The following is a 25,858-nucleotide window of genomic DNA, read 5'->3' on the forward strand; positions in this document are numbered from 1 at the left end:
CTTATTTCTCCGCCGTTGGCACTGTCATGGCCTCGTCCACCGCTGAGGAATCCAGCTCTTTAGAATTCACTTTCGTCGTATCAGAAGGGCTAGCCTCTAATGCATCTATTGGCGATCTCAGCATTTCCTGCTGCTTCATTAATTTATCCAAAACCACCTGACTGGCCATAGGACTGCGCTCAGGAGTAACGGGAGTACCGGGGCGAACTCTCTGTAATCCATTCACCACAATGACTTCACCTTTTTCCAATCCTTTCTGAATTAAACGCAACTCTCCCAATCGATCACCCAAGGTAACCGCTCTGTATTGAACGGTGTTATTCTCATCCATAACTAAAACGTATTTGCTGTTTAAATCTGTACCGATGGCTTTATCATCAATCAAAATACCGTTATAAGACGCACTGGCCGCAATACGAATACGTGCAAATAAACCGGGTATAACACCCGCTTTGGGTTTATCAAACACCGCACGAGCACGAATGGTGCCGCTTTGTGGATCAATTTGGTTGTCCACAAAATCAATGTAACCGTAATGTAAAAATTCAGACTCATTCGCCAATGCCATCATCACAGGTGTACGATGATTTCTAGAACTCTGACGCGCCCCACTTTGCACACGATCAACATAGTCTAGGTAGGTATTTTCATCGGCATCAAAGTAGGCGAATAGTTTTTCGGTAGACACAATCGTGGTCAATTCATTTTGCCCAGCAGCCACTAAATTCCCTTTGGTCACTAATGCTCGAGATACTCGGCCTTTAATAGGAGACGTCACCTGAGTGAAATCCAAATCCAATTCTGCCGCATCCAAGGCTGATTGAACGGATGACACGCTGGCTCGCGCTTGCTGAAAGTCCGCCCGACGGCTGTCTAAAGTTTCTTGGGACAAGGCTTTTTGTTTGACCAATCGTTGAGCACGTTCATATTGAGATTTTGCAAAAGCTAACGCACTTTGAGCCGCGACCAAATCCGCCTTTAAGCGATTGACTTCTGCCTGGAATGGCCGTGCATCGATACGAAAAAGAGGATCACCCTCTTCAACCAATGCCCCTTCCGTGAACAAAACTTCATCAATAAACCCAGATACCCGTGGACGCAAAGAAACCGTCTCAGGAGCTTCCAAACGGCCAGTAAACTCATCCCACTCAATAATGTCTTGATGGATAACTTCCGCCACAGTCACCGGGGGCCCTGCCTTAGGCCCCGCGCTCGGGGGTGCTTGCTCATCACTGCATGCACTCAATACCAAGGCAGCAGACAATAGACCTGCGTATGAAATCAGTCGTTTAAAACAGTTCATCGGCTCTCCAACGAAAAGCATGGTAAAAAGAGAAAATTCATGTATAACTAATAGAATAACTTTAGTTTTCTTGTAGTTTACATAAAATAAAATGATAAATAATCTGCAAAAAGCGCCAACTTAAGGCTGATAACGCAAGAATGCATTTAGGACAAACACTCGAATAGTCAAGTACTGAATGATCAGACACTTAACAATCTGACACTTAACAATCAGACACTGATAAATTCAGGTACTTATAAATAATGTAGAAGCACTTATTAATATAGTGGTACTTAGTAATATAGTGACACTTCAACGAAGCACCTAACCCATGAAACTATTAGCGCGACATAAAATATTTATTTTACGCCAAAAAAGTAATTGTCCAGCGGCTCCAACATTCTGAACAGGTTTAACATGCGCCATCAGCAACTGAATTTATTGGTTATTTTTGATGCCATTATGACCGAAGGCTCAATCACACGAGCAGCCACCCGCCTTTCCATGACACAGCCTGCTGTTTCCAACGCAGTCGCTCGAATGCGTGAAGCTTGGGGCGATGAGCTGTTTATCAAAGAAGGGCGCAACAGTTGCCCAACCTTATTCGCACAAAATCTGTGGGCCGAAATTCGCTTACCATTAACACAGCTGAGCCAAGCCATCGAGCCAGACCTCTTTGATCCCTTCACATCACAAAGAAATTTTCGAGTCAGCGGCGTGGACTTGGTGATTGATTTATCTTGGGGAACCTTTCGTCAATACATTGAAAAAAAAGCGCCAGGAATTTCCATTCACGCACACCCCTATTCAATGCAAAACAGCGTCTGTTTACTCAACAGTGCCAAAGTAGATCTTGTCTACGGTATTGCAATGGATACGAGCGATATGATTGTGTCTGATCATTTATTCGATGTGGAATACGTCGTGGCCTATCGAACCGATCACCCACTCTTTACTGACCAATCGATAACCTTAGAACAGTTCACACAAGCCGACCATTTACTGGTCTCGCCTTCGGGTAATTCAGAAGGTTATATTGACACAATTTTACATCAACATGGAATTGAACGACGAATCGCCATGACCGTGAATCATTTTTCAGCGGTTACCTCAATTATTAGTACCAGTAATTTAATTACCGTAATCCCTTCTACGGCAATTTGCCGAGATGTTTACAATGGTAATCTGAGTGTGGCCCCCGTCCCGATAGATTTCACTCCAAACTCTGTTTTTTGTCACTGGCATCGTCGACAAGAAAATGATGCTGGACATAATTGGATACGGGAACAACTCAACAGCACCTTAATTACAGCAGTGGAAAACCACCGTGATAAGTTTAATGCTTTATTGAAGAAGAAGTAATAATAAAAGGGTTATGAAGAGTAAAAGTGTTTATGAAAAGCGACATTTATTTCTCATATTTTTTTAAAAAAGCCATCGCCCTAGTAACACGGGCAATGGCCATGCGGATATTCTCCGATTTAACTACGAATTAACTACGAATTAATAAGAATCAAATAACCAGAAACTATTCTGCCCCTCCCATCAACTCTTTCGCCGGTGTCAAAGCCCAGCTCACTCCATCACTGTTCCATAAGCGTGATTGGGAGAATACGGCCGCTTCATCGTCGGTTCCTCGTAAATACATTTTTTGCCGGGTTTGACGATTGAACAAGAAGCCGAAACCATCCCCTGTTTTAATGTGTGACCATTGAATGGCTTTTGAGAATAGCACGCCATCCGATAAAACAATTTTCGCGCCCTCTGTGCCCTCTTCGCTTTCTGAGATTAATGCCATACCATTTTGCGCATTTCTCAACACAAACCAACGACCAAACGTATTTTCCAATGTCCACAAACTACACTGGTCAAGGCTATCAGTGACAGGACTGCCCACTAATTCGTTATTACCCGTACCATCATCAACACACATTTTAGGACGAATTAACTGGCCTGTTTTCTTACTCACAATGGCGTAGGTGTCTGAATTGGCGGGCTTTGGAGGATTACACAATGCGTTTTCCATCACACTCGCACGCGCTGGCAAGAAACTATTTTGCAGTGCACTTGAAAGTTCACCTGATGGGCTTATATGGAAAAAGCGTGACGAAGAAGGCCAGCTAACTCCTGGCGCGATCTTACTACCACTGGGGTTTGGTGAAGGGCCATTAACGGTATTTTCGTTAAAATGACATCCGCCACACGACATTGCCTCAGCCCGGTTACGTAACATATCTACAGTGTAAGGCTCCGGTAAATCTTCAGCGATATTAAGTTCATCAACGACAGTTTGTAATAGACTTTGAATATCCGTGTTCAATGGCACCATATTAGACGTATTATCTGAATTATCTGCATCAGATTGGAATTCATTGTATCTATCGTCATTATTCAAAAAAATACCATTCACCATACCAATCGCATCGGTCAATGCTACACCGGCTCTTTCTGGTGCCAGTAATTGATCAAGGTACTCCTCTTCAAAGTCTTCAATAAATTCTTCTTGGAGGTCGACCAAATCGGTATTGGTGAATAATTCTGCCAATGGGTTAACCTTAACGGTATCCACAGCAAACACGGTTTTTTCATTTTCCACTGCAGTACGAAATTCTCGTAATTGCCACGGACGATCCACGAAATGATTAGTGCGAATCTGGCCACTACCGAAGGTAAAGTTATTGAATTTCACCACAGGATCCAAGGCGCCACCGGGATGCCATAAGCCCTCATAGTAGAATCGCTCTAAATCATCTAACGCTTCCTGGTCGTTTTTTGTTTGTAAATCCTGCCAAAACTCGGCCACCGCGTTACACCCCACCCGACCTAATTGCGGCCTGGGGTTAGGGTACTGCGCTTCAAAAATAAGGAAAAAAGCCTGCCTAATCGGCACGTCTCGATGATAGACAATTCGATACTCACCGCAATGAGAACCATCTGCCGCCGCTAAATCAAAACGATTAAACAACCCTGTCGGTTTCATTTCCGACAATAATAAGGTTGACGCATCCAACTGGGCTTCCGTGCGCGGATCCATTGACATTGCAACATCACTTTCTGGGTTTACCGCTTGATTCAGCGCAAAACCATCCAGCATGGTTTGCAACAATGCCGTAGGATTTTGCGCCTCTCCACCAGGGCTAGTTTCAATCAGTTTTGTCAATGTTTTATATAATGAAAATTCCTCTTCAAAAAACGCCAAATCCCCATCATCGCCACTGGATAGCCCTTCGCGGCTAAAGACCATCGCGTGTCCAACGGGGTCTATTGGGTCTATATCACAAGTCAAAGCCTGCTCATTAAGCAACTTTTGATTGAGATGATTGGATAATTCTTGAGATTGAAGTGACAGGCTACTGGCAGATGTTCGAGAATTTAACAATACATCCATTAAATTCTCGCCTCCACTACGGCCACCGGCGTATGATAATGCGCTTGATACCAACATAGCGCCTAAAGTAATGTATTTTATATTCATTTTATATCCCTTTCCTTTTCCTTAACGAAAATTATTATCACTATTAAACAACTTTGATTTACACCTTTTCTTGCTCTATTCCTTCATTAACAAAATGAATAACATACCGAAAGATCATTTTGCAAACACCCATGAATACAACGAATAGAAAAGAAAATAACGACAACTACAAAAAATGGCACACAAATTTGTGTCATTTTAAAAAGACGGCACACCAAACCACATAAAAGGCTCGACCAATATTTTTACGTACACGTATTTAAAATACGAATACAAATAATTTATCAACCTTTAACCCCACCCACAAAAAACCAAAATATTTTTCATAAAACACAAACACTCACCCATACCTTTACTCATTTTCAACCCTTTTAAAACCCCACACTCGACCAACTCACTTGACAAAAATCAACTCACAAAATTTTCATCTGGGATAATTTCTAAAAATACAATTAAAGATGCCAAAAGCAATGAAATCTACAAGACAGAGCAGAAAATACTACCAAGAATAAAACATAGAAGAAAAAAAGCGTATTACCCCAAAGGGTAATATACTGATATAAAAGACATGTCGTCGAGATTAGCGTGTTAACCTGACAATATAATTTAACCAAACAGCAGCCACTAAAAAAGCTTAATAAAAACCTTTTTAGTCAACCAATGAAACGGAATAATGCTTTTGATATGAATTATTTTTCGTGCTTTTTAAGTTTAAAGTGATAGAAGAGAAGCTTCTACCACATAGACTAGATGCGAGAAACCAACTGACACAAGCCCGGTTTTTGAAGAGATAGCGACAAGGGTAACCGATAAATTTCCAGTCGCACTTGATTTACACAGGAATCTGGTTATTTTTTATCGAAGAAAATTTGATAAAAACAATAAGACAAACCCTCAATAGGTGTTTGGTAGAGTTTCATTCAAGCCAAATTTTGAAAGCATGGTCAACACTCAGAAAATAATGGAGTAAATTCTTGTAATTTACCATTCAAAATAAATGGCATTGTGTTTTATTGTTCTTTTACAACTTCGATCATATAGGTGTGAGTACAACAATTTCGTGCAGTGTTCTACATAGTTCGGTGCATCAGGAGAGTCTTCAGCAGTTCTATCTAGGTACTTGACTAGACTCCCAGTAAGACGCTTTCCTGACTCTGAACACTCTAATGACTTTCTCCTTCAATGGGCAACTCCTCAAAACAACTCCACTCACTCCAACTTCCAGGGTACAACGTTGGAAACGGATAGCCGGCAATAACCATAGAAAGAATGTTGACACACGCCGTCACGCCCGAGCCGCAATAATGAATCACTTTAGATTCAGCATTGGAATCGTTATTTTGGGAGAAACACTTCTCCCAACGTGCTTTTTGAATATCCCGAGAATAAAAAAAGCCTTCCTCAGAAGTCGCTTCCTGCCAAGGCGCATTCAGCGCGGTGGGAATATGTCCTGCCACGGCATCGATAGGTTCAACAATGCCCAAGTAACGCTTCGACTCTCTTGCATCAACCAGGCACGTATTTTCAGCTCCACCAGAGCCGAACAATGATTTTTTCAATTCCGATAAGTGCGTAACAGGGTTTTGATACTGAATAGGTAGTGAGGAATGCCCTTGACGAGGAGAAGGCTGTCGACGATCAATGGCTTGATTTGCCTTTACCCAAGCATTAAAACCGCCGTCCAATACCGCGACAGACTCAAACCCCATGTGCCGTAAAAGCCACCATGCTCGGGCAGCAAAAGCCCCTCGACTGTTGTCGTAAAGGACAATTTGTGTACTGGGAAACACGCCGCAACAACTCAATTTCTGCGCAAGAATATCGAAATCTGGTAATGGATGACGACCCGACGCCTGAGTAACCAAGCCCGATAAATCTTCATTTAAATCAAAATAGTAAGCACCCGGCAGATGCCCTTTTTGGTATTGCTGCCTCCCTGACAACTGATCTGTTTTGTCGCCTTTAGGATTGCTCAAATCAAATCGGCAGTCCAATATGACGGTATCCTTACCCACCAATGGTTTTAATTGGGCAACTGTAATCAATGTAGAATACGTCATCGTGGAATACATAGCAGCACTTAATCAACTAAAAAAATAAAACCCATCAATCGATGCCGAGACCATACCTTTCAAAAAACATTCTCCAAAAGGTCATGTCACCGCCATACAACAATTGGGCTCACTTTACTCGATTAGGAACTCACTGCCTAGGCAAGCAACTCAATAGACTCACGCTATATCCACGATACTCAAGAATCTAAAGAAAAGTTCACATTCAATTGAATGATTTTCACTCATCCGGTCTTTTCAAAGGTGCTTTTACCCTATGAGCTTCGAAAGTAAAAGAGTCTCCAAATAGAAAAGATTTCCCCACAATCATTTCCTAGTGCGTTGCTCGTGAAATTTTGCTCATAAAAAAAGCCTCTCAAATGAGAGGCTTTTTTACTAACCACGGGACTTGAAACCAATTAAGAACAAATACCCACATGCATTGAAAATACTTGACTAAAAGTACTTAACTAACAGTATTTAACTAAGAGTACATAATAACAAGTACTTACCTTAATTAAATGTAGGGTAATTGAACATGTTCAAACAACTCATCCAATTCGATTTTTGAATGTCGATTATACGCTTCTTCAACCACTTCACGGGTGAGGTGCGGCGCAAACAACTCAATAAAATCAAACATAAACCCTCTTAAAAAGGTGCCCCGTCGGAAACCGATTTTTGTCGTGCTGGGTTTAAATAAATGACGAGCATCCAAACAAACCAAGTCATCATCTGTCTCAGGGTTATAAGCCATAGAAGCGATGATGCCAATACCTAACCCCAAACGAACATAGGTTTTGATCACATCGGCATCTGCGGCGGTAAAGACAACTTTTGGTGCCAACCCTTTCTCAATAAAAGCCTCATCCAACTTCGAGCGGCCTGTAAAGCCAAATACGTAAGTCACAATAGGATGTTGAGCCACATCTTCTAAACTTAATTCCGAATTCTGTGCCAACGGATGATTTTTCGGAACCACAATACTGCGGTTCCACTGATAACACGGCATCATGACCAAATCACTGAATAACTCCAGTGCTTCCGTTGCTACCGCAAAGTCAACCGTACCGTCTGCCGCCATTTCCGAAATTTGCATCGGCGTCCCTTGATGCATGTGCAATGACACCTCGGGGTATTGATCAATAAAATTCTCAATCACCTTAGGTAAAGCATAACGGGCTTGAGTATGAGTGGTTGCCAAAGACAAGCTACCTTTGCGCTCATTGGAGAATTCTTGAGCAACTTGCTTGATCCCCTCCACTTTGCGCAAAATTTCACCAGCGGTTTTTAAAATTGCTTCTCCCGCCGGTGTAATTCGAGTGAGGTGTTTACCACTGCGTGAAAAAACCTCCACGCCCAATTCATCTTCTAACAATCGGATCTGTTTACTGATACCGGGTTGCGAGGTATACAAACTCTGAGCGGTGGCAGACACGTTTAAATCGTGATGGGCAACTTCCCAGATGTATCTCAACTGCTGCAGCTTCATAAGCCCTCCTGAGTGGCCGCATTAACAAGTATTGCAGTATGATTATAAAAATATAAACAAATATTCTTTTCCAGAATAGTAATAAAAGAATATATTTGCCAAGGGTCAATCACCTTTTTATCCACTCGGCGGTATCGTCTATAACCTTAGCCTATATCATGGAAATTTTGCTATTTATTTTGGCCGGCGCCGGCGTCGGACTTGCCGTTGGAATCACAGGTGTGGGCGGAGGATCCTTAATGACTCCGCTTTTGTTACTGTTTGGCATTCCCTTTAATGTCGCCATTGGAACCGATTTACTCTACGCCGGCCTCACTAAAGCCAGTGGTGCGGTGGCCCATTCTCGATTAGGCACTGTTCGCTGGCGCTTGGTACTTTGGCTTGCCGCAGGAAGCATTCCCGCCTCAATACTCACCACACTGGGTTTAAAATTTGTCTTCGGTGATGCCAGTCAATACGAACATTTACTCACGACGAGCTTGGGCATCATGCTCATACTCACGTCTGCCGTTTTATTATTCAAATCTCGAATTCACAACCAGCCCAACACCGATAAACCACCCATGCGCTGGGTACACAAAAATGCAGCAACCATCACCGTCATTTCAGGTGTTCTTCTAGGCACATTTGTTACCTTATCCTCGGTAGGGGCTGGCGCTTTTTGCGCCGCACTGCTTTTGATTCTCTACCCTCGCCTACCCGCAATACAAATTGTGGGAACGGACATCGCCCATGCCGTACCACTCACACTGATCGCAGGGGCTGGGCATCTTATTTTTCTGGGCAATGTGGATTTTCTTTTGCTGGGCTCTCTACTTATTGGCTCAATACCCGCCATCACTGTGGGCACAAAAATTGGCGCCAGACTCCCCAACCAGCTGTTACAACCTATACTTGCCACAATTTTGATGGGGCTGGGAGTTAAATTCGCCTTTTTCTAAAGGCGCAGTACTCAAGAACTCATCACACTTTCTTATTATTGTATGTTATATGGCTGTGATTTCCAGCCCATTTTACGCAACATCAGTTATAAGAGTGTAAATTTGTGCAAAAGGTAATAAAAAAACACTCTGTTTATGTATTTGCAATACCGTGAGGTACGTGACCAGTCGTGACATGATCCTTAGCGGAATCGCAGTGAATGGGCTGATCGTCAAAAAAGACATCCGCACCATAGGCTTTCAAAAACGCCCCCTTCGATAGCCCCCCCAGAAATAAGCACTCATCTAAACGTACTCCCCAATGCCGTAATGTTCGAATCACTCGCTCATGGGACGGTGCTGAGCGTGCTGTCACCATTGCAGTTCGAATCGGACAATCTAAACCCTGCTCATCAAACTCACTTTGCAAACTATGAAGCGCTTGTAAAAAACCGGCAAAAGGGCCAACTTCCATGGGTAATTGCGCATTCTGTTTTTCATTTTCTGCGAACGCCTTTAAACCTTTTTGCTGATAAATGCGCTCGGACTCATCTGAAAACAGAACAGCATCCCCATCAAAAGCAAAACGTACTTGCATTTCATCAATATCAAGGCGTTTAGAGGGTAATAGCGTTGCCGCTGCGGCCCCCATAGACAAAGCATTGGTGACATCATCATTGTTTGTCGACAAAAATAAATGACTATTGAAAGCAGAAAGATAACGGTGGGGAGATGCACCACCACTGAAGACAGCCCGCTTTACATCTAACTGATAATGCTCAATTGAATTGAAAACCCGAAGACCGGTATCGGCTGAATTACGAGAAACCAAAATGACTTCCACACTGGGCTTGCCCGGTAAAAGGCTGTTAATGTGCAGCAACTTTTTAACCAGTAAAAAGCCTTCCCCTGGGGCTAACACATCGTCTTCACGATCTATCTGATAATCGGAATAGGCTTTTAACCCTTCTTGCACAAAGACTTGATGACTTTCCTTTAAATCAAATAATGCTCGTGACGATATGGCAATCACAAGCTTTTCCCCAAAGTCTGCAGGCATAAATCTACCTCACTCTGACTCGTTTACATCGGCCCATTCAAACCGACTTATTTAGACCGGCTTATTTAGACCGACTTATCTAGACCGACTTACAGTTGCTCTCGAAAGGGAAATAATCCATAAATGCCTCCTGTATGCACAAAAATAATATCTTGGCCCGCTGTCCACTCACCTTGCTCAATCAGTTTGATTAAACCGTGCATAGCTTTTCCCGTATACACAGGGTCCAACACCACGCCTTCCATCTTGGCCACCATGCGAAGGGTTTCCAACATATCAGGATACGCCTTGGCATACCCTGGCCCAATAAATTCATCATTGGTTTCAATTGATAACGAATTTATATCGACCTTCACACCGTATCGATGTTTCCATTTTAAAAGATCACTCTGGGTTTTATTCTGAAAATAAGCGCGGTCATCACACACTGCCATGCCGATAACACGAACCGCTTCAGGAAAATATTCATTCACACCAGCCGTAAGGCCCGCTTGCGTCCCACCTGAGCCTGTTGCACAGAGAATTGCGGATGGTTGTAAGCCCAAACGATGGCATTGCTCCGCCATCTCTTTCGCACAATTCACATAGCCCCAAATGCCCACTTCATCACTGGCACCGGTAGGAATAACATACGCTTTCATGCCTTTCTGAGCATAAAACGCGTTGATTGCCTCAAAGTGCGAAGACTGATATGTCACATAGTCAGACAGAGAACAATAAGTGATTGTCGCACCGAACAAGTGGTCCAAAAGAACGTTGCCATCAGGTGCTGACGCCGGGGCTTGACCACGCAGAACAAGATGAGCTTTCAACCCCAACTGAGCCGCTACGGCCGCCGTTGCCCGACAATGGTTGGACTGAATACCACCGCAGGTAATGAGGACTTCGGCATCCTGCGATAAAGCATCTGCCACCACAAACTCCAGCTTCCTCACTTTATTTCCAGTTAACACAGCCCCGGTTAAATCATCTCGCTTTATCCATATTCTCGGGCCACCTAAATACCGAGACAAACGCTCAAGATGCACCAACGGCGTTGGTGTTTGCGCCAAATGGATCTTATTTGGATAACTCAACGACATAAAAGTCACTCCCTTTAAAATATAGAACAAATAACATTCATACCGACAGCGAGTAAGCACACTCAAAATAACAAACTAACACGAAGGGAAAAACAGAAAACAAAAGAAAGAGAGGGAACCAGAAAAGAAAGAAAAAAGAATTAAAATACGCTGTAAAAGCGGCCATAAAGGCCGCCTCAGAACAATCAAACTTTATTGATTAGTTAGATTTCCTTGCCCAACTAGATTTTTTTGATTGTACCTTTTGGCAATACCGCGTGTACGGCAACTTTCTGGAAACGCAATTCCGTATTATTGCCAGCATCAACGGTTAAATACTCATCATCGACCTTGGTGATCTTGGCCAACAAACCACTGTTCATCACCACTTCATCACCCTTGCTTAAAGAGCCGACCAAGTCAGAATGCTCTTTTTGGCGTTTGCGCTGTGGGCGAATAATGAAAAAGTACATGAACGCGAACATGCCGCCAAAAAGCAGCAAAGTAAATAAAGGATTAGATTCTGGCGCGGCTCCAGCCGGTGCTTGAGCCATTGCAGAAGGAATGAAAAAACTCATTATGATTCTCGTATCAGTATTAACAAGGCTGAGGACTCAACCAGCAACAGGAGAGAAGCGATGCAAGACAAACTACTTTTCTCGAAACTGGATATCGTCTCGCTAGAAAGGGATAAATACAGAAATATCGTCTGTGAGAACAAGATTTCTACACTATTTATCACAGTCATGCTCTATCACAACGATAGCAGGCGACGTACTCTAACCTGTTTACAGGGCACAATCAAACCACAGAAGGCACCCTGCAAACACACTAAAATACTGAAATGATAGGGTTATGCGTAGTCTCTAAACAACTTACGGAAAGTACTGGGTGACAAACCCGTCCAACGCTTAAACGCATTGGTAAAGCTTGTACGATCCGAGAAATCTAACGCATTAGAAATGCTATCAATGCTCGAATTATGCTCAATTAAGTAGTCAATAGAATAGTGAAAACGTACTTTATCGCGCAATTCGGCAAAGCTAACATCTTGTTGTTGCAAACGGCGCTGCAACGTACGCTTCGACAAGTTAAGCTCAGCGGCAATATCACCAATGCCCAGAGCAGACTTACCAATGCGCTGCTTCAACACCTCGATCACTCGCCCAGCCACACCATAAGCTTCTGGCAGACGCGCCTGAAGCAAATAGTCATCAAAATGCTTGACCCCTGGCGTTGCAAATCCAGTGGTCTGGGCTCGCTGATCCTTATACGATGATTGCAGTTCTATCATTTTGGCCACTCCTTTTGCCATCAACTCGATTGATTCAGTATCTTCGGAGACGTATTCCTTGTCTCGCTGCGTTGAGAAGAAACACATCACCCCGAAGGTTTCATCATACACTTCAATGGCCCGTGCAATCAGGCCGTGTATATCATCTCCATTATAGGCCAGATCAGGAGATGAGAAAGCAGAACCTCCCATCGCCGGATTGATACTTGCGACATTGCCTCCCAGCACCGATGCCACCATCGGTTCCGTCACTTGTAACAATTGGCCATCATAAATACTGTCTAAGTTAGATTGACTAGCGATTATTCGAATGACTCCACCAATACGCTGCCCAATAAATCCTGTGTCGCAATTGAACATTTTACATCCGACCTGGACATACGCTCTCAAGTGAGAGCGAACACTATCCGGACGCGATGTCAAAAGCTCATGTAAACACTTCAGACGATCTGTATAAGAATCAAAGTCATAATCATTGAAAGCTAAAATCCCGGTGGGGATCGCTTGTTCGATGTCTAAACCCTCGTTTTTCAAAAACACGCTCCTACACCCATTCCCTTTATAGTTTTAAGAAAAGACCCAAGTTCTTTGCCAACTCACAACCGCTCATTGACAAACCGCATTACAAACTATTCCTAATTCGCATACCTGGCCACAGATACTCATGCCATCTAGATGAATAAAACGCCAACAGCCAAATGGAATACTCACTATCACCAGAAGCAGCGAAGATAACGACTCAGTCGCTATCCATCTTTCCTTGAAAAATAAAGGCGTTATTGGTGGCCGTTATCGACACTTTCCTAGAGAGACTCTAGATAGACTCGCACTTTTTGGAGGTTTATTCGTTTTCACGACCTTCAAACCGGGAAGTTCAACCTAAAACCTTTCGCTATCTCAACACCAACAAATAACGCTGAATACCAATGACCTGCTGAATAAACTGCAATAACATGCCCAATACCTAGTTATGCAAAATCAACAGAACCATGGTTCAACCAACCGCAAAGAAGGAAGTTGGTCGGTTCAACAAATCGTACTTTTTTTAGATACAAAAACAATACCAGCATCAGAAATATCTGTTAGGTAGAGGGCAATCCGTCGCGGGGTTAATTTTCCAAAGGCATCTATGTGTAAGTACGAACCACTGAACTGAGTGTAGCAATTGCTTAGTATGCTGTGTGCAAAGTTAAGCTAACGTTTAATGAATTTTTTTTGTCGCCAAAATCTTTTTTATAGCGCTCGCTAACTCATGAATGAGATTTGCACACATTGCTTCTACTATCAACGATGTTTCTACTGTCAACGATAGTGATGCTTACAATTGCTACTAAATTTACGGCTACCAACATTTACAGCTACCAACATTTACAACTACCAACTGAAAATAAAAAATAAGCACTATCGCTCAATATCATCAAAGGACATCAACTGGCTTTTTTTTAATCATCAAACCAAACAAAAATCAAATGCAACTATTTTGTTTGTGTTACTACGCCAACAAACAATACGTCTTTGGCGTAAAAGAGCAAGCACAATATCACTCACGCCACTCCTAAGATAATCGTTTATTATTTCACCTTCAAACATTTAAACACTTCAGAAGAGAAATTTTTACGTTACATACGTATTCAAAAGGCAGTTAATTCTTTTTTTATAAAGTTATTATGAGTGTATTCATCACTCCTCAAAACTACTATCCAAAGTTTGCAATAATACTTCATGGTGATTCGATGTTTTGAATTTATTCAAAATGGTAATTAAACGACCTTCTTTATCGATCAAAAAAGTGGTACGTACCACCCCCATAAATTCTCGCCCCATAAATTTCTTTAATTGCCAAACACCGTATTTTTCCGCAATAAGATGCTCTTCGTCAGACAACAAATCAAAGTTTAAAGACTGCTTATCTGAAAACTTCTTTAATTTTTCGACTGGATCTGGGCTTAGGCCTAAAACAATCGTCTCACGCTGTTCAAGTTCCGCATGTACATCTCGCAAACCACATGCTTGCGTTGTACACCCAGGCGTAGAGGCCTTTGGGTAGAAATACACCACCACATTCTTTGCACCACGAAAGTCCTTTAAACTCACTTTTTCACCATTTTGATTCAGAAGCGAAAAAACCGGTGCCAAATTACCCACTTTTGGTGTTGTCATTTAAACTTAACTCCTATTCAATTTTAACCATAATACATAAAGGGTCTTTTTCTCTAGCGCGTATGATTACGCCCAGCATCAAGAATCAGACTTTTCAATCAATATTAAAGTGGCGACAATTGTCGCCACTTTAAATAACTCTTTAAAAATAACTTTCAAAACACGCTTACACCTAAAACCTCTTTTTCCCTCAAACCCCAGATAAAATAAGCCTTTAGCTCTTTATTAATTGAAAATTTAATGAATACAGTACTATTAAAAACGTCTAAAAAAATCTCACAAACTCACTCATTCGCTTTGCAGCAAACCAAGTAAAGTTGATTTAAAAAATAAATGTAAAGTAAAGTAAAGAATTCAATAAAAGAGGTATTAGCAAAAAATAACGCGCAGATTTTCTTCAGATTGGTAAGCTTTCAAACCATAGCGAGACATTAAATCAGACAGTTGACGAAGATCTTCAGAATAAATCAGCCCACTAAATATAAAAACCCCTCCGTCCCCTAACATCCCAAACCGATCTGATCCCGATGAGTGAACACGGGTAAAGAAATGGCATTGACCTCGCAAAGAAGACCAATAAATTCGACAGCAAGGCCTCCGATATTCAATCCACACATGCTCTTTAGCAAAACCAATTTTTGTCACCGATTTCAATTCTTTTCTCAACTGAAACGTTATGTGTGCCATTAGCGCAGGGCCTACCCAAGTAAATAGTGCGACAGGCCAGGCGCCCAGCCAAAATAAAAATGTACTCAAGGTAATCGCCAAAGCGAATAATGAAAGGAGGCAAAAGATGATCAATCTATTCGAAGTCTCTACAGGGTGATGAATCTCCAAGCAATCAATGGGCTCATCGTGCCAGCTAACGATTTTCTCGATGACCATAATGACTACCACTCAAAAGCAATACACTTATCAATCTACAGTAATAAACAGTGTAGATAGGACAGTGCGACCAAGAGTAGGCAATGAAATCATAAAAAAACGCGCCGATAGGCGCGTTTTCTAATGTACTGAATGTCTTCAAATACAATATCTTAAAGTGCTAACACAGAACGTTAACACTAGGGCAACAAGTGACTGACCGCATCACGCTCTTGCTTAAGCTCATCTTCTGTTGCCTTCATCTTAGCAACAGAGAATTCGTTGGTTTCTACACCTTGAACGATTTCCCAATCGCCATCTTTGCAAACGCATGGGAATGAATAAATAAGGCCTTCTTCAATACCGTAGCTACCATCGCTGTATACCGCCATAGAAGCCCAATCACCTTCGGCAGTGCCCAATGCCCAGTCACGCATATGGAAAATCGCTGCATTAGCCGCAGAAGCCGCAGAAGAAGCTCCACGCGCATCGATAATCGCAGCACCACGCTGTTGTACTGTTGGAATGAAGTCGTTTTCGTACCAATTTTGGTCAATCAAGCCCATGGCATCCTGACCATCGACAGTGGCATGATGAATATCCGGGTACTGAGTAGATGAATGGTTACCCCAAATGGTCAAATGCTTGATGTCATTGATGGTTTTATCCGTCTTTTGTGCCAATTGAGTTAGGGCACGATTGTGATCCAAGCGTGTCATCGCGGTGAATTGACGTGGGTTAATGTCCGGTGCATTACGCTGAGTAATCAAAGCGTTGGTGTTTGCAGGATTACCAACGACCAATACTTTAATATCGCGAGAAGCGTGATCATTAATTGCTTTACCTTGCACAGAGAAAATAGCGGCATTGGCTTCAAGTAAATCTTTACGCTCCATTCCTGGGCCACGAGGACGAGCGCCTACAAGCAGTGCGTAATCGGCATCTTTAAAGGCAACGTTGGCATCATCTGTGCAGATCATTCCGGCTAATAGTGGGAAAGCACAGTCATCCAGCTCCATGGCTACCCCTTTCAACGCACCCAATGCAGGGGTGATTTCTAACATTTGAAGAATCACAGGTTGATCAGGGCCGAGCATCTCACCGGCAGCAATACGAAATAACAAGGAATAACTGATTTGACCGGCGGCTCCGGTAACCGCTACACGAACTGGTGATTTCACTATTGTTCTCCAATTTTTGTTGTAAAAATTCAAGGCCTCATCCCATCAAAGGGACAAACGCAAATGGAACAAACGCTCGCCATTCTGTCAAAAATGCTTGGTTTTCGAGCAAAAACGCGACGCCTCGCATGTGCGAGAATCATAGCTTCTATAATAGTGGCTTATCTCAACTTCGGGTCGACCCACAAGCCGAAATAGACATTCTTAGTGCCTTTGCCTGATCTATTTAAGCCTCAATGATGATGACACTTGGCTCAAAAGCCTAAAACAACATCAATAACAATTCTCAAATACGCCTTTAAGTTTGGGGGTGAGTTTCGTCGTTTCAAGCTTAACAAACGCTTCAGGGCAGATTTTTCACGTCATTCGTCAAAAAGCCCTCAAAGAAGCGCTTTTTTTCAACCAATAGCGCCATAATTTCTGCCAAAGCTTTTCCGTCTTTCCCTAAAATCTCTTTTAAAAACGGACTCTTGAAAAACACCACCGGTTCAAACTCTAAAGGCCAGAAAGCTTTAAAGTGGATACCGAGCCTTTAGCCCCTCATACACTTTATCAGCAAAATCAGGCGCATCGCTCGATACTTCACTGAGCACTTCCACCAAATGCTCATTATCTTCGCGACCATCCCAGACTTTTTGATACTCGCCCGTTTTATAACCATGATCCTGACGAAAGAAATTCAATACGTTCTTGCCAACATAATGACGATGCAGCTCGTCAAAAGAAAGGTCAACGCCGTGCATTAAGCGACCAAATCCAGCCACATCAAATGCGCCATTTTGCAACACAGCCCCCGCAAATCGTTCCAACTCAATACGGAAATCCGTATCGCCAGCCGTAACATGCAACTGTAATTCAACAGATTCGGCCAACGCTTCCAGTGCTTGCGGACTCTCCGCACGAGATTTCATCATCAAATCACTTAACCCAAAATGCCAAATATCCACCAATTCGAGTTTCACTTGATCAATATCGGGATTCTGTTTTTTCCACCATTTCCATCCGTAATGATCCAATAATTCACCACACTCCACCCAAATAGCGCGATACCATGCATATCCTTGCTCTCTCCATTGCGCATGAACTTTGGTATTCATCGCGTCTTGCAATTGAAGCATGCTGACTAACTGGTTTTTCATAATAATACATTCTCATTGTTTTAAAGGCGCCATCCTACCATAGCCCCCTTTATGTATGACCCGATGAAAATTGTCATCATACTGAAACAATAACCTCATGTAATCGTCATTAAGTAGCATTAAATTGATCAAAAATTGAGTGCTTAAACTATGCGATTGTTAGAAAACATTCATCACTTCGACGTCATTACGTTTGGCTGGTGTCTGCGTCGCAAACACCGGGAACAAATCGTAAACCTTAGCCGCTACGTCTCAAGAACCGCAGACGGCCCACTTTATTTCATGATTGGGGCAGTACTTTGGGCGTGCGGATATCAAGACGTATTACCTGCTTTCTTAATTGCTTTTGCCATTGAGAGAGCAACATACGCGGTTGTAAAAAAATATTTTAAGCGTAACCGGCCTCCTGAAGCGATTCCGGGTTATAAAAGCGTCATTAAACCGTCCGATCAATTCAGCTTCCCTTCTGGACATACCTCTGCCGCGTTCTTAATGACGGTATTGTTACTGAGTTTATTTCCTGGTTTGTTCTGGGTATTAATTCCATGGGCAATGTGCGTCGGGGTATCTCGCGTTATGTTGGGTGTGCATTTCCCAACGGATATTGTGGCCGGAGCCACACTCGGTACCATAACGGGATTATGGGCAACTCAATCGATAATGTTGGGGTTCTAAGCGGTATCGTTTCTGTATTAGTAATGGAAGAATCACTTCATCGCATTGAATAAATTTGATTCTTTGATTGTGCTTTTTTGCAATACTTATATGTTTGTTTTATTTCAAATGCACCTCATTTATTTACCTCCCTCGAAGCACCCCCACCAAACTATATGGCCCCTCAGCCAGCTAGCTGCTAGGCTTAGCGAGAATTTTCGCGTAAATAGGTAATCCTTTAATGAAGATTTTTTATGGCGTTCAAGGCACAGGCAATGGCCACTTAACCCGCGCACGAGCTTTACAACAGGCGTTCGCTGAACGCACCGATGCTCAAGTTGATTATTTATTCAGCGGCAGGGCACGCGATGACTATTTCGATATGGAACAATTCGGAGAATGGGAATGCCGCGCAGGCTTAACGTTCTATCATCAAAATGGCCGCATCGACTTTTTAAAAACCATTAAAAATAATAAAATTAGAACCTTCTTTCGTGATATTTCTGAATTGGATTTATCCACTTACGATATTGTATTAACGGATTTTGAACCGGTCACAGCTTGGGCAGCAAAACGTAGCGGCAAGCAAGTTATTGGTATGGGGCACCAATACGCTTTTGATTTTGCCATTCCCAAACGCGGAAACTCCATTGTAGCGCAAAGCATCATGAACCAATTCGCGCCTGTCAATTTTGGCCTAGGTTTACATTGGCACCACTTCGGATACCCAATTTTGCCCCCCATCGCCGAAACCACAACCAAAGAGCAACCCATTCAAGACAATAAAATTGTTGTGTACCTTGGCTTTGAAGATCCAGATCGTGTGATTCAATTACTCTCTCCATTCACGGAGTATGAGTTTTATTTCTACGGTACGTTTCCAGAACCCAAATCCCTCGGTAATATTCATTTGAGGCCCTTATCACGCGATGGCTTTAAAGCCGACCTTGCCTCTGGCAGTGGTGTCATTTGCAATGCCGGGTTTGAACTTGCCAGTGAAGCCATCGAGCTCGGAAAAAAACTGCTCGTCAAACCTCTACACGGGCAAATGGAACAGCTCTCTAACGCATTAGCACTTGAAAGTTTAAATTTGGGAAAATGTATGGAAAAGCTAGACAGTCATGCTGTAAAAGATTGGCTAGATAACACCCAAGGCATAAAGGTGAAATACCCCAACGTGGCTAAAGCCATTGTCAATTGGGTGTTAGAGGGGGAATGGAATGAGCGCTCTCGAAATCAACTCGCTAAAACCCTATGGAATCAAGTAGAGTCACCTCATATTGAAGAGTTCGCCAATATCCCGTTACTCGAAAAGGCATTGGCTATGCCCGCATCGTAATTGCGCCCTCTCAAATCGCTACAATACGTTAAAAAGGCTTCTTTCAAGAAGCCTTTTTTATTGACTCGCGGCACTTTTATGAAATAAACGATAAAAGTTCTCGGTGGTAATATTAGCCAATGTTTCAAAAGAGACGCCTTGTAACTGCGCAATATATTCAGCCACTTCCCGAACGAACTTTGGCTCATTGGATTTTCCACGATACGGCACCGGTGCCAAATAAGGCGAATCGGTTTCCACCAATAAACGATCCAGGGGTATTTTCTTAACTACATCCCGCAGTGCACCGGCATTACGAAACGTGACGATACCGGAAATAGAAATATAATAATTTAAATCCAATGCTTTTTTGGCCATATCCCAATCTTCAGTGAAGCAATGCAATACACCCGCAGACGCCTCACTCCCATGCTGCTTAATCAGGTTAATCGTGTCTTCCCGAGCATCACGAGTATGAACTACCACAGGTAAACCGGCCTCTTTGGCAGCCTGCAAATGCACCACAAAACTTTCTTGCTGAATAAGGTTGGTCTCTTTGCTGTAATAATAGTCTAGGCCCGTCTCCCCAATAGCAACGACTTTTTCTTGAGAAGCCCACTCTACTAATTCTTCATAAGAAGCAAGCCCATTACTGACATCCAGTGGATGCACCCCCACCGAGGCCCAAACATCTTGATGAGACTGCGCAATAGACACAACACTCTTCAGATTCTCTAAGCTAATACCAATACACAAAAATTGCTGGACACCCCTCTCCCGAGCGGCCTCCAATGCCTGGCTTAATTGGTTGTTGTAGGGCGATAAATCAATACGGTCTAGGTGACAATGAGAGTCGATTAACATGGTTTATTCATCGAAAATTGAAAGGAAAACGAAAAAAGGTATCAAAAAAATTCTCAAAGACAAAGTGGGCCCAAAGGGTATGAAGCCCAATATCGTCTTATCATAAAAAGCGGTCACAATAGAGGTCATGCACTTATAGAATCTAGAGCTGATAGAAACTAAAGTTGATAGCAACGAAAGTTAATAGCAACGAAAGTTAATAGCAACGAAAGTTGATAGAAACTAGAGTGATAAATACTCAACTACATTGTGTGTGTTAATCGATCAGACTCCAAAGAGCCTGCCAGATACGTTTCGATTTTGCTGTTCGCCATATCATCTTGATCGTTGAACTGAACACCAATCCCAGCTGCTCGATTACCTTGAGCCCCTTTTGGCGTCACCCAGATGACTTTTCCTGCAACAGGGATTTTTTCTGGCTCGTCCATCAGGCTTAGCAGCATGAAAATTTCATCGCCCAAGCGATAGGTTTTATTGGTAGGAATGAATAATCCGCCATGCTCCACAAAAGGCATATACGCCGCATAGAGCACAGCTTTATCTTTAATGGTTAAGGAAAGAATACCGTTACGGGCTCCTCCACCTAATCCTTTCATAAGCGCTTCTTAAATCGTTAGCAAAACGTAATCCTACTATCGACGGTCGATCTGCTGACCATGAGCAGGAATGTTGATTGACCACTCCAACGTAGTCTCTTGCAAGGATAGCATTAATCAAATCATTCTAGATTTCCAGCAATACTCGCTATTTGAGTTTGTTTTTTTAAAGCCAACCGCTGTGCTGCACTTAAATCCATAAATAATTCTTCAATCAGCAGCTGTTTATTGGGATTGGCACCGGATAATAACGCACGCTTATTCACGACAAGCTTATCTAGAAAGCGGTAGAGGGGCTGAGAACCCGCACTCTGAATAGAGCTTGCTATAAGATATCGAATATTAAGCGTATTGCCTTGAGCTATTGTACCTCTTTGAGCCAGTGTACCTCTTTCACTCGCCACAACCGATGACTCTACAACCGATGACTCTACAACCGATGACTCTACAACCGATGACTCCGACAATACGGCATCTTTTATGGCTAATTGCAGTACTCTGATGACCTCTTCAATGACTAGCAAAGGTTCAAATTTCATCAGTTTCTCAGCAACCATTATCGAGCTGGCACCCTCCAATACGGCTGTACGCAAATACTGCATGACATCCTGTTGCTCTTGCTGACGCTCACCTGTTGCCAAAGCAAGTGCCTCTAAAGGCGAGAAAGACGCGGCCTCTAACAGCTCCGCAGCTTCCTCACCCACCATGGTTTCCAACCAAGGCTGTGTCAGTGCTGTAGAAGGAACAGGCAAGTCAACGCGCTGACAACGACTGCGTATGGTGGGCAACACCAAGCTTAACTGGTGGGTATACAACAATAGGTGTGTTTGACCCGCTGGCTCTTCCAAGCTCTTCAGCAACGCATTGGATGCCCCTTCCTGCATTGCTTCCACCGGGCCCAATAGCACAACTTTTCGACCACCTTGTTGAGCTGTATTCCCCAGAAAATCAATAACAGCGCGTACTTGATCCACCTTGATGGTTTTTGCACCGGGTTCTGGCTCTGCGATGTTGAGGTCAGGATGAGTATGGGCTTGATTTAGTAAACAGCTTTTACACTCGCCGCACGCCTGCCCGTCTTTGGGTGACGCGCACAACAATAAGTGGCTGAACGACAAGGCGAGTTGTCGTTTACCGATTCCTACAGGGCCTGACAATAACAGCGCATGAGGAGTTTTCCCCCCGTGGTATTGATCCACCAACCGAGACCAGAAAGATTGCTGCCACGGATAAGGCAGTGCCAAATGACGCTCAATGGGTTCATCGTCAACGCGGGCTTTCTCTGACACCTTAGGCACACACACTCCTTCAGAAGTTAACGGAAAAATAAAATGCTCAATACTGCCAAGCCTGCAGTAAATAATAGGCGCTAGATAGTAGAGGCTAGAGGGTAGGTAATCCAGAAAAGATTTGCCATAATGCGCGCCTTTATCATTATCAACAACGGCCAATAAAACAGCCGATGTAAGGCAACTGATTGAATGACGGATATTGAAGTACTTTTTTCTGACAGGCATTTTTTGGTTGCCAATAAACCTCATGACCTGCTCAGCGTTCCCGGCAAAGGTCCGGACAAGCAAGACTGCCTAATCCAGCGTTTATTGCCTAATTTCCCCAACAGTCGGGCGGTTCACCGTCTAGATATGCCAACCTCTGGGCTTATGCTGGTTGCGCAATCTCATCAAAGTTTGCAACATCTTTCGGCACAATTTCAAAACAGAACGGTTCTCAAACGCTACGTAGCAACCGTGTATGGCATCGTGCAATCAGAACAAGGGTCTGTAGAGGCACCCATGCGGTGCGACTGGCCCAATCGGCCCAAACAAATGATCGCTGAGGATGGCAAACCTGCCCTCACCCACTACCAAGTGTTATCTCGAGACCCAGTGAACAATGTCACACGAGTTGCCTTGTTTCCTCATACTGGCCGCTCCCATCAGTTGCGTGTACACATGATGAGTATCGGACACCCCATTATTGGTGACCCATTCTATGCCTGTAAAGAGGCGCGAAGCTTGGCAGAGAGATTACATTTACACGCTGAATATCTTTGTATTCGTCACCCAATCACTCAATGCCTAATGACCTTTACTGCCAAAGCGCCTTTTTAATAAAAAAGGATTTAATGGTGAGTAACTTTATGGTCAATAACTTAACGGAGAGTAACTTAATAGAGAGTAACTGGAAGATAGAGAGTGATTGAAAGGATGAAGAAATTAAGATGCAACTGAGAACCTTCTTAAACAATCATTATTGTAAAGGCTACTTGGACTCAATTCGATCAATAATACCTCTTACATATTTATCCAGCCGTATCAGCCAGTGACGTAAAGGGGCAATCACCAAAGCACCTCCCAATAAGCCAATAGAATTGGCCACAATATCAAGAAATGCAAAAGAGCGATGAGGCAAAATAAGTTGCACCACTTCAATAAATAAAGAATACCCCCATAAAAAAGGGACTACCCACCAAAAACGGCGCATTGAATAGAACGCAACGAGTGCGGAAAACATGGATAAAAAATACCCTAAGGCATGAGCGTATAAGTCATTGAACTGCGCCCCCACCTTAGGTGGAATTTCAACAACACCCAAATAAAAAAATAACGCCAACATCAATAAAAATTGAATTGCTTTTATTTGGTCAAATAACGAGACACATAAAACAAGAGCACGAATTTTCACAACAACCGCTCCAACACATGAGCAATATCCGCTTGCACCGCCTCTAATGCTTGCTCCGCATTCACCACCGCAATTCGGGATGAATTTTTGGCACGAGATAAATAAGCGGATCGAACCCGCTCAAAAAAATCGATATGCTCTTGCTCAAAGCGATCTAATTCCCCTCTTGCCCTTGCCCGAGCCAAACCAATATTGACATCGATATCCAATAACACCGTGAGATCGGGGCGCAACTCTTCTTGTACTAATGCTTCTAATTGTTCAATCGTTGAGAACGATAAGCCTCTACCGCCACCTTGGTAGGCATACGTCGCATCAGTAAACCGATCACACAATACCCACTTACCAGCCAATAACGCCGGCTTAATGACCTGCGCAATATTCTGAGCGCGCGCAGCAAACATCATTAACAATTCTGCATTTTCATCAACCAGTTCATCGCGTTGGCATAACAATAAACTGCGAATATCTTCTGCCAAGGGTGTTCCACCCGGCTCTCTTGTGGATATCACATCAATGCCTTGCTGTTTTAGAAAATCCAAAATAAAGGCAACATTGGTGCTCTTACCAACACCTTCCGTTCCTTCAATGGTTAAAAACTTTCCGGGTTTCATACGCTATTCTTTATCCATCTTTTTACATCGGTCGCGCAATACACTCATTCATAACACACGAGCAAACGGTTTACCCAATGAGATTTATTGTGATGCGCTGGGTGAGCTTTGATAGTTTTTCTTTCTTGAACGAATTTGATATTTTTTTACCGCTGCATTGTGTTCTTGTAAGGTCGCAGAAAATTGATGGCTACCATCCCCTTTGGCAACAAAATACAAAGCATCACCAGGTGCTGGATGCAGCGCCGCATACACGGATGCCCTGCCCGCCAAAGCGATAGGCGTTGGGGGTAACCCTTTAATAACATAAGTGTTGTAAGGGGTTTTTTCTTTTAAATCTTTTCGAGTGATATTACCTTGGTAACGATCACCCATACCGTAAATCACTGTTGGGTCTGTCTGTAGACGCATTTTTTTCTGTAAGCGACGTACAAATACCCCTGCAATTTGTTGACGCTCACCACTCATGCCAGTTTCCTTTTCTACTATCGACGCCATAATCAGCGCTTCATAAGGCGTTTGATAAGGCAGGTCTTCATCGCGCGACGCCCACTCTTCGGTTAATACCGATTGCATCGCCTGATAGGCCCTAAGAAGAATGTCTTTATCACTCTCACCTTTTGTATAAGCGTAGGTATCTGGAAAAAACCAACCTTCTATGTGTTGAACTTCTTCACCCAACCAATCAGGAATAACCGTTGCGTCCAAGCTGTGTAGCGTCTTTTTCAGTAATGGCTGTTGATGCAAATGATCCAATGCCTGTTGAGCGGTCCACCCTTCAATGAGGGTAACAGTGTGATAAATCACTTCTCCAGTGCTTAACTGACGAAGTATCTCTATGGGTGTTATTCCTGGATCTAAGCGATACTCCCCGCTTTTTAAGCGTGTTTTATCAATAAAACGACTATACATCATCATCACGAACGGATAATCCACCACACCCAGTTTTGCCATTTGATGAGTGACTTTTTTCAACCCACTTCCCTGCTCGACTGTAAACGTGAGCGCATGGGTATGACTCGCTGGTTGCTGCAGCCACCACCAACTGAACGTAGCAGTCATTACCACACCTAAAATACCGACCACCAATAAAGTCAGTAATAAACGCCGCAATTTTCTCATGAATTCAGCTAACATCACTCACA

At 43.1% G+C, this 25,858-nt stretch carries 23 protein-coding genes; 5 read left to right on the forward strand and 18 right to left on the reverse strand.

Going from position 1 to position 25,858, the window contains the following annotated elements; all coding sequences use genetic code 11:
* Position 1: 1 nt before the first annotated feature.
* On the reverse strand, positions 2 to 1,303 hold the full coding sequence (locus LU351_RS13800) for an efflux RND transporter periplasmic adaptor subunit (RefSeq protein ID WP_232594673.1): 1,302 nt from the start codon (positions 1,301 to 1,303) through the stop codon (positions 2 to 4).
* Positions 1,304 to 1,702: 399 nt separating this feature from the next.
* On the opposite strand from LU351_RS13800, the gene LU351_RS13805 reads away from it, so the two are divergent.
* Entirely contained in the window at positions 1,703 to 2,647 is a 945-nt protein-coding gene (locus tag LU351_RS13805) for a LysR family transcriptional regulator (protein WP_232594674.1), read from the forward strand.
* Between the two features lie 166 nt (positions 2,648 to 2,813).
* On the opposite strand, the gene LU351_RS13810 is transcribed toward LU351_RS13805, so the two are convergent.
* From LU351_RS13810 to cysB, 3 genes are all read right to left on the reverse strand, one after another.
* Positions 2,814 to 4,760 (reverse strand): RICIN domain-containing protein, encoded by a 1,947-nt coding sequence (locus LU351_RS13810; protein WP_232594675.1) that lies wholly within the window; start codon positions 4,758 to 4,760, stop codon positions 2,814 to 2,816.
* 1,163 nt (positions 4,761 to 5,923) lie between these two features.
* A complete protein-coding gene (locus LU351_RS13815) occupies positions 5,924 to 6,820 on the reverse strand; it encodes a sulfurtransferase (RefSeq protein WP_232594676.1) in 897 nt (298 codons plus the stop codon).
* Between the two features lie 508 nt (positions 6,821 to 7,328).
* Positions 7,329 to 8,303, reverse strand: a complete 975-nt coding sequence (gene cysB, locus LU351_RS13820) for an HTH-type transcriptional regulator CysB (protein ID WP_232594677.1) — start codon at positions 8,301 to 8,303, stop codon at positions 7,329 to 7,331.
* A gap of 158 nt (positions 8,304 to 8,461) precedes the next feature.
* On the opposite strand from cysB, the gene LU351_RS13825 reads away from it, so the two are divergent.
* Entirely contained in the window at positions 8,462 to 9,244 is a 783-nt protein-coding gene (locus LU351_RS13825) for a sulfite exporter TauE/SafE family protein (protein WP_232594678.1), read from the forward strand.
* Positions 9,245 to 9,377: 133 nt separating this feature from the next.
* Here LU351_RS13825 and LU351_RS13830 read toward each other — a convergent pair whose 3' ends face one another.
* From LU351_RS13830 to LU351_RS13865, 8 genes are all read right to left on the reverse strand, one after another.
* A complete protein-coding gene (locus tag LU351_RS13830) occupies positions 9,378 to 10,283 on the reverse strand; it encodes a 5'-nucleotidase (RefSeq protein WP_232594679.1) in 906 nt (301 codons plus the stop codon).
* Positions 10,284 to 10,372: 89 nt separating this feature from the next.
* A complete protein-coding gene (locus LU351_RS13835; RefSeq protein ID WP_232594680.1) occupies positions 10,373 to 11,365 on the reverse strand; it encodes a D-cysteine desulfhydrase family protein in 993 nt (330 codons plus the stop codon).
* Positions 11,366 to 11,586: 221 nt separating this feature from the next.
* Positions 11,587 to 11,922, reverse strand: a complete 336-nt coding sequence (gene yajC / locus LU351_RS13840; protein WP_232594681.1) for a preprotein translocase subunit YajC — start codon at positions 11,920 to 11,922, stop codon at positions 11,587 to 11,589.
* A gap of 275 nt (positions 11,923 to 12,197) precedes the next feature.
* Positions 12,198 to 12,998 carry a helix-turn-helix domain-containing protein gene (locus tag LU351_RS13845; RefSeq protein ID WP_232594682.1) on the reverse strand — a complete coding sequence of 267 codons (801 nt, stop codon included), beginning with the start codon at positions 12,996 to 12,998 and terminating at the stop codon, positions 12,198 to 12,200.
* Positions 12,999 to 14,318: 1,320 nt separating this feature from the next.
* Entirely contained in the window at positions 14,319 to 14,798 is a 480-nt protein-coding gene (bcp, locus tag LU351_RS13850) for a thioredoxin-dependent thiol peroxidase (RefSeq protein WP_232594683.1), read from the reverse strand.
* Positions 14,799 to 15,167: 369 nt separating this feature from the next.
* Positions 15,168 to 15,683 carry a hypothetical protein gene (locus tag LU351_RS13855; protein WP_232594684.1) on the reverse strand — a complete coding sequence of 172 codons (516 nt, stop codon included), beginning with the start codon at positions 15,681 to 15,683 and terminating at the stop codon, positions 15,168 to 15,170.
* Between the two features lie 179 nt (positions 15,684 to 15,862).
* Complete coding sequence (locus tag LU351_RS13860) at positions 15,863 to 16,843, reverse strand: malate dehydrogenase (RefSeq protein ID WP_232594685.1); 981 nt, start codon at positions 16,841 to 16,843, stop codon at positions 15,863 to 15,865.
* A gap of 512 nt (positions 16,844 to 17,355) precedes the next feature.
* Entirely contained in the window at positions 17,356 to 17,982 is a 627-nt protein-coding gene (locus tag LU351_RS13865) for a dUTP diphosphatase (protein WP_232594686.1), read from the reverse strand.
* Between the two features lie 150 nt (positions 17,983 to 18,132).
* On the opposite strand from LU351_RS13865, the gene LU351_RS13870 reads away from it, so the two are divergent.
* Together LU351_RS13870 and LU351_RS13875 are read left to right on the forward strand one after the other, a co-directional pair.
* A complete protein-coding gene (locus LU351_RS13870) occupies positions 18,133 to 18,657 on the forward strand; it encodes a phosphatase PAP2 family protein (RefSeq protein WP_232594687.1) in 525 nt (174 codons plus the stop codon).
* A 220-nt stretch (positions 18,658 to 18,877) separates the two neighbouring features.
* Positions 18,878 to 19,975: an MJ1255/VC2487 family glycosyltransferase gene (locus LU351_RS13875; protein WP_232594688.1), complete on the forward strand. Its 1,098-nt coding sequence runs from the start codon at positions 18,878 to 18,880 to the stop codon at positions 19,973 to 19,975.
* A gap of 57 nt (positions 19,976 to 20,032) precedes the next feature.
* Here the strand turns inward: LU351_RS13875 and LU351_RS13880 are convergent, their stop codons facing one another.
* From LU351_RS13880 to holB, 3 genes are all read right to left on the reverse strand, one after another.
* Positions 20,033 to 20,818, reverse strand: coding sequence for a TatD family hydrolase (locus LU351_RS13880; protein ID WP_232594689.1), 786 nt, complete (start codon positions 20,816 to 20,818; stop codon positions 20,033 to 20,035).
* Positions 20,819 to 21,060: 242 nt separating this feature from the next.
* Entirely contained in the window at positions 21,061 to 21,414 is a 354-nt protein-coding gene (locus LU351_RS13885; RefSeq protein WP_232594690.1) for a PilZ domain-containing protein, read from the reverse strand.
* Between the two features lie 122 nt (positions 21,415 to 21,536).
* Positions 21,537 to 22,931: a DNA polymerase III subunit delta' gene (gene holB / locus LU351_RS13890; RefSeq protein ID WP_232594691.1), complete on the reverse strand. Its 1,395-nt coding sequence runs from the start codon at positions 22,929 to 22,931 to the stop codon at positions 21,537 to 21,539.
* Between holB and LU351_RS13895 the strand changes: the two genes are divergently transcribed.
* On the forward strand, positions 22,896 to 23,525 hold the full coding sequence (locus LU351_RS13895; protein WP_232594692.1) for an RluA family pseudouridine synthase: 630 nt from the start codon (positions 22,896 to 22,898) through the stop codon (positions 23,523 to 23,525). The two genes, holB and LU351_RS13895, sit on opposite strands and share 36 nt — an antisense overlap.
* A 151-nt stretch (positions 23,526 to 23,676) precedes the next feature.
* Here LU351_RS13895 and LU351_RS20950 read toward each other — a convergent pair whose 3' ends face one another.
* The 3 genes from LU351_RS20950 to mltG form a co-directional block, all read right to left on the reverse strand.
* On the reverse strand, positions 23,677 to 24,099 hold the full coding sequence (locus LU351_RS20950) for a VanZ family protein (RefSeq protein ID WP_232594693.1): 423 nt from the start codon (positions 24,097 to 24,099) through the stop codon (positions 23,677 to 23,679).
* Positions 24,096 to 24,713 carry a dTMP kinase gene (gene tmk / locus LU351_RS13905; RefSeq protein WP_232594694.1) on the reverse strand — a complete coding sequence of 206 codons (618 nt, stop codon included), beginning with the start codon at positions 24,711 to 24,713 and terminating at the stop codon, positions 24,096 to 24,098. Before tmk ends, LU351_RS20950 begins: the two co-directional genes overlap by 4 nt.
* Before the next feature lie 84 nt (positions 24,714 to 24,797).
* Positions 24,798 to 25,835, reverse strand: a complete 1,038-nt coding sequence (gene mltG / locus LU351_RS13910; RefSeq protein WP_232594695.1) for an endolytic transglycosylase MltG — start codon at positions 25,833 to 25,835, stop codon at positions 24,798 to 24,800.
* Positions 25,836 to 25,858 lie beyond the last annotated feature (23 nt).

This window comes from Marinibactrum halimedae, assembly GCF_021234875.1.
Classification (GTDB): Bacteria; Pseudomonadota; Gammaproteobacteria; order Pseudomonadales; family Cellvibrionaceae; genus Marinibactrum; species Marinibactrum halimedae.

Excerpts from the sequence above, each read along its gene's own strand:
- LU351_RS13865 (WP_232594686.1), bottom strand. The coding sequence starts at position 17,982 with ATGAAAAACCAGTTAGTCAGCATGCTTCAATTGCAAGACGCGATGAAT.
- LU351_RS13845 (WP_232594682.1), bottom strand. The coding sequence starts at position 12,998 with ATGTTCAATTGCGACACAGGATTTATTGGGCAGCGTATTGGTGGAGTC.
- holB (WP_232594691.1), bottom strand. The coding sequence starts at position 22,931 with ATGCCTGTCAGAAAAAAGTACTTCAATATCCGTCATTCAATCAGTTGC.
- LU351_RS13885 (WP_232594690.1), bottom strand. The coding sequence starts at position 21,414 with ATGAAAGGATTAGGTGGAGGAGCCCGTAACGGTATTCTTTCCTTAACC.
- cysB (WP_232594677.1), bottom strand. The coding sequence starts at position 8,303 with ATGAAGCTGCAGCAGTTGAGATACATCTGGGAAGTTGCCCATCACGAT.
- LU351_RS13880 (WP_232594689.1), bottom strand. The coding sequence starts at position 20,818 with ATGTTAATCGACTCTCATTGTCACCTAGACCGTATTGATTTATCGCCC.
- yajC (WP_232594681.1), bottom strand. The coding sequence starts at position 11,922 with ATGAGTTTTTTCATTCCTTCTGCAATGGCTCAAGCACCGGCTGGAGCC.
- LU351_RS13830 (WP_232594679.1), bottom strand. The coding sequence starts at position 10,283 with ATGCCTGCAGACTTTGGGGAAAAGCTTGTGATTGCCATATCGTCACGA.
- LU351_RS13855 (WP_232594684.1), bottom strand. The coding sequence starts at position 15,683 with ATGGTCATCGAGAAAATCGTTAGCTGGCACGATGAGCCCATTGATTGC.
- LU351_RS13895 (WP_232594692.1), top strand. The coding sequence starts at position 22,896 with ATGACGGATATTGAAGTACTTTTTTCTGACAGGCATTTTTTGGTTGCC.
- tmk (WP_232594694.1), bottom strand. The coding sequence starts at position 24,713 with ATGAAACCCGGAAAGTTTTTAACCATTGAAGGAACGGAAGGTGTTGGT.
- LU351_RS13800 (WP_232594673.1), bottom strand. The coding sequence starts at position 1,303 with ATGAACTGTTTTAAACGACTGATTTCATACGCAGGTCTATTGTCTGCT.
- LU351_RS13810 (WP_232594675.1), bottom strand. The coding sequence starts at position 4,760 with ATGAATATAAAATACATTACTTTAGGCGCTATGTTGGTATCAAGCGCA.
- mltG (WP_232594695.1), bottom strand. The coding sequence starts at position 25,835 with ATGAGAAAATTGCGGCGTTTATTACTGACTTTATTGGTGGTCGGTATT.
- LU351_RS13835 (WP_232594680.1), bottom strand. The coding sequence starts at position 11,365 with ATGTCGTTGAGTTATCCAAATAAGATCCATTTGGCGCAAACACCAACG.
- LU351_RS13875 (WP_232594688.1), top strand. The coding sequence starts at position 18,878 with ATGAAGATTTTTTATGGCGTTCAAGGCACAGGCAATGGCCACTTAACC.
- LU351_RS13825 (WP_232594678.1), top strand. The coding sequence starts at position 8,462 with ATGGAAATTTTGCTATTTATTTTGGCCGGCGCCGGCGTCGGACTTGCC.
- bcp (WP_232594683.1), bottom strand. The coding sequence starts at position 14,798 with ATGACAACACCAAAAGTGGGTAATTTGGCACCGGTTTTTTCGCTTCTG.
- LU351_RS13805 (WP_232594674.1), top strand. The coding sequence starts at position 1,703 with ATGCGCCATCAGCAACTGAATTTATTGGTTATTTTTGATGCCATTATG.
- LU351_RS13870 (WP_232594687.1), top strand. The coding sequence starts at position 18,133 with ATGCGATTGTTAGAAAACATTCATCACTTCGACGTCATTACGTTTGGC.
- LU351_RS13815 (WP_232594676.1), bottom strand. The coding sequence starts at position 6,820 with ATGACGTATTCTACATTGATTACAGTTGCCCAATTAAAACCATTGGTG.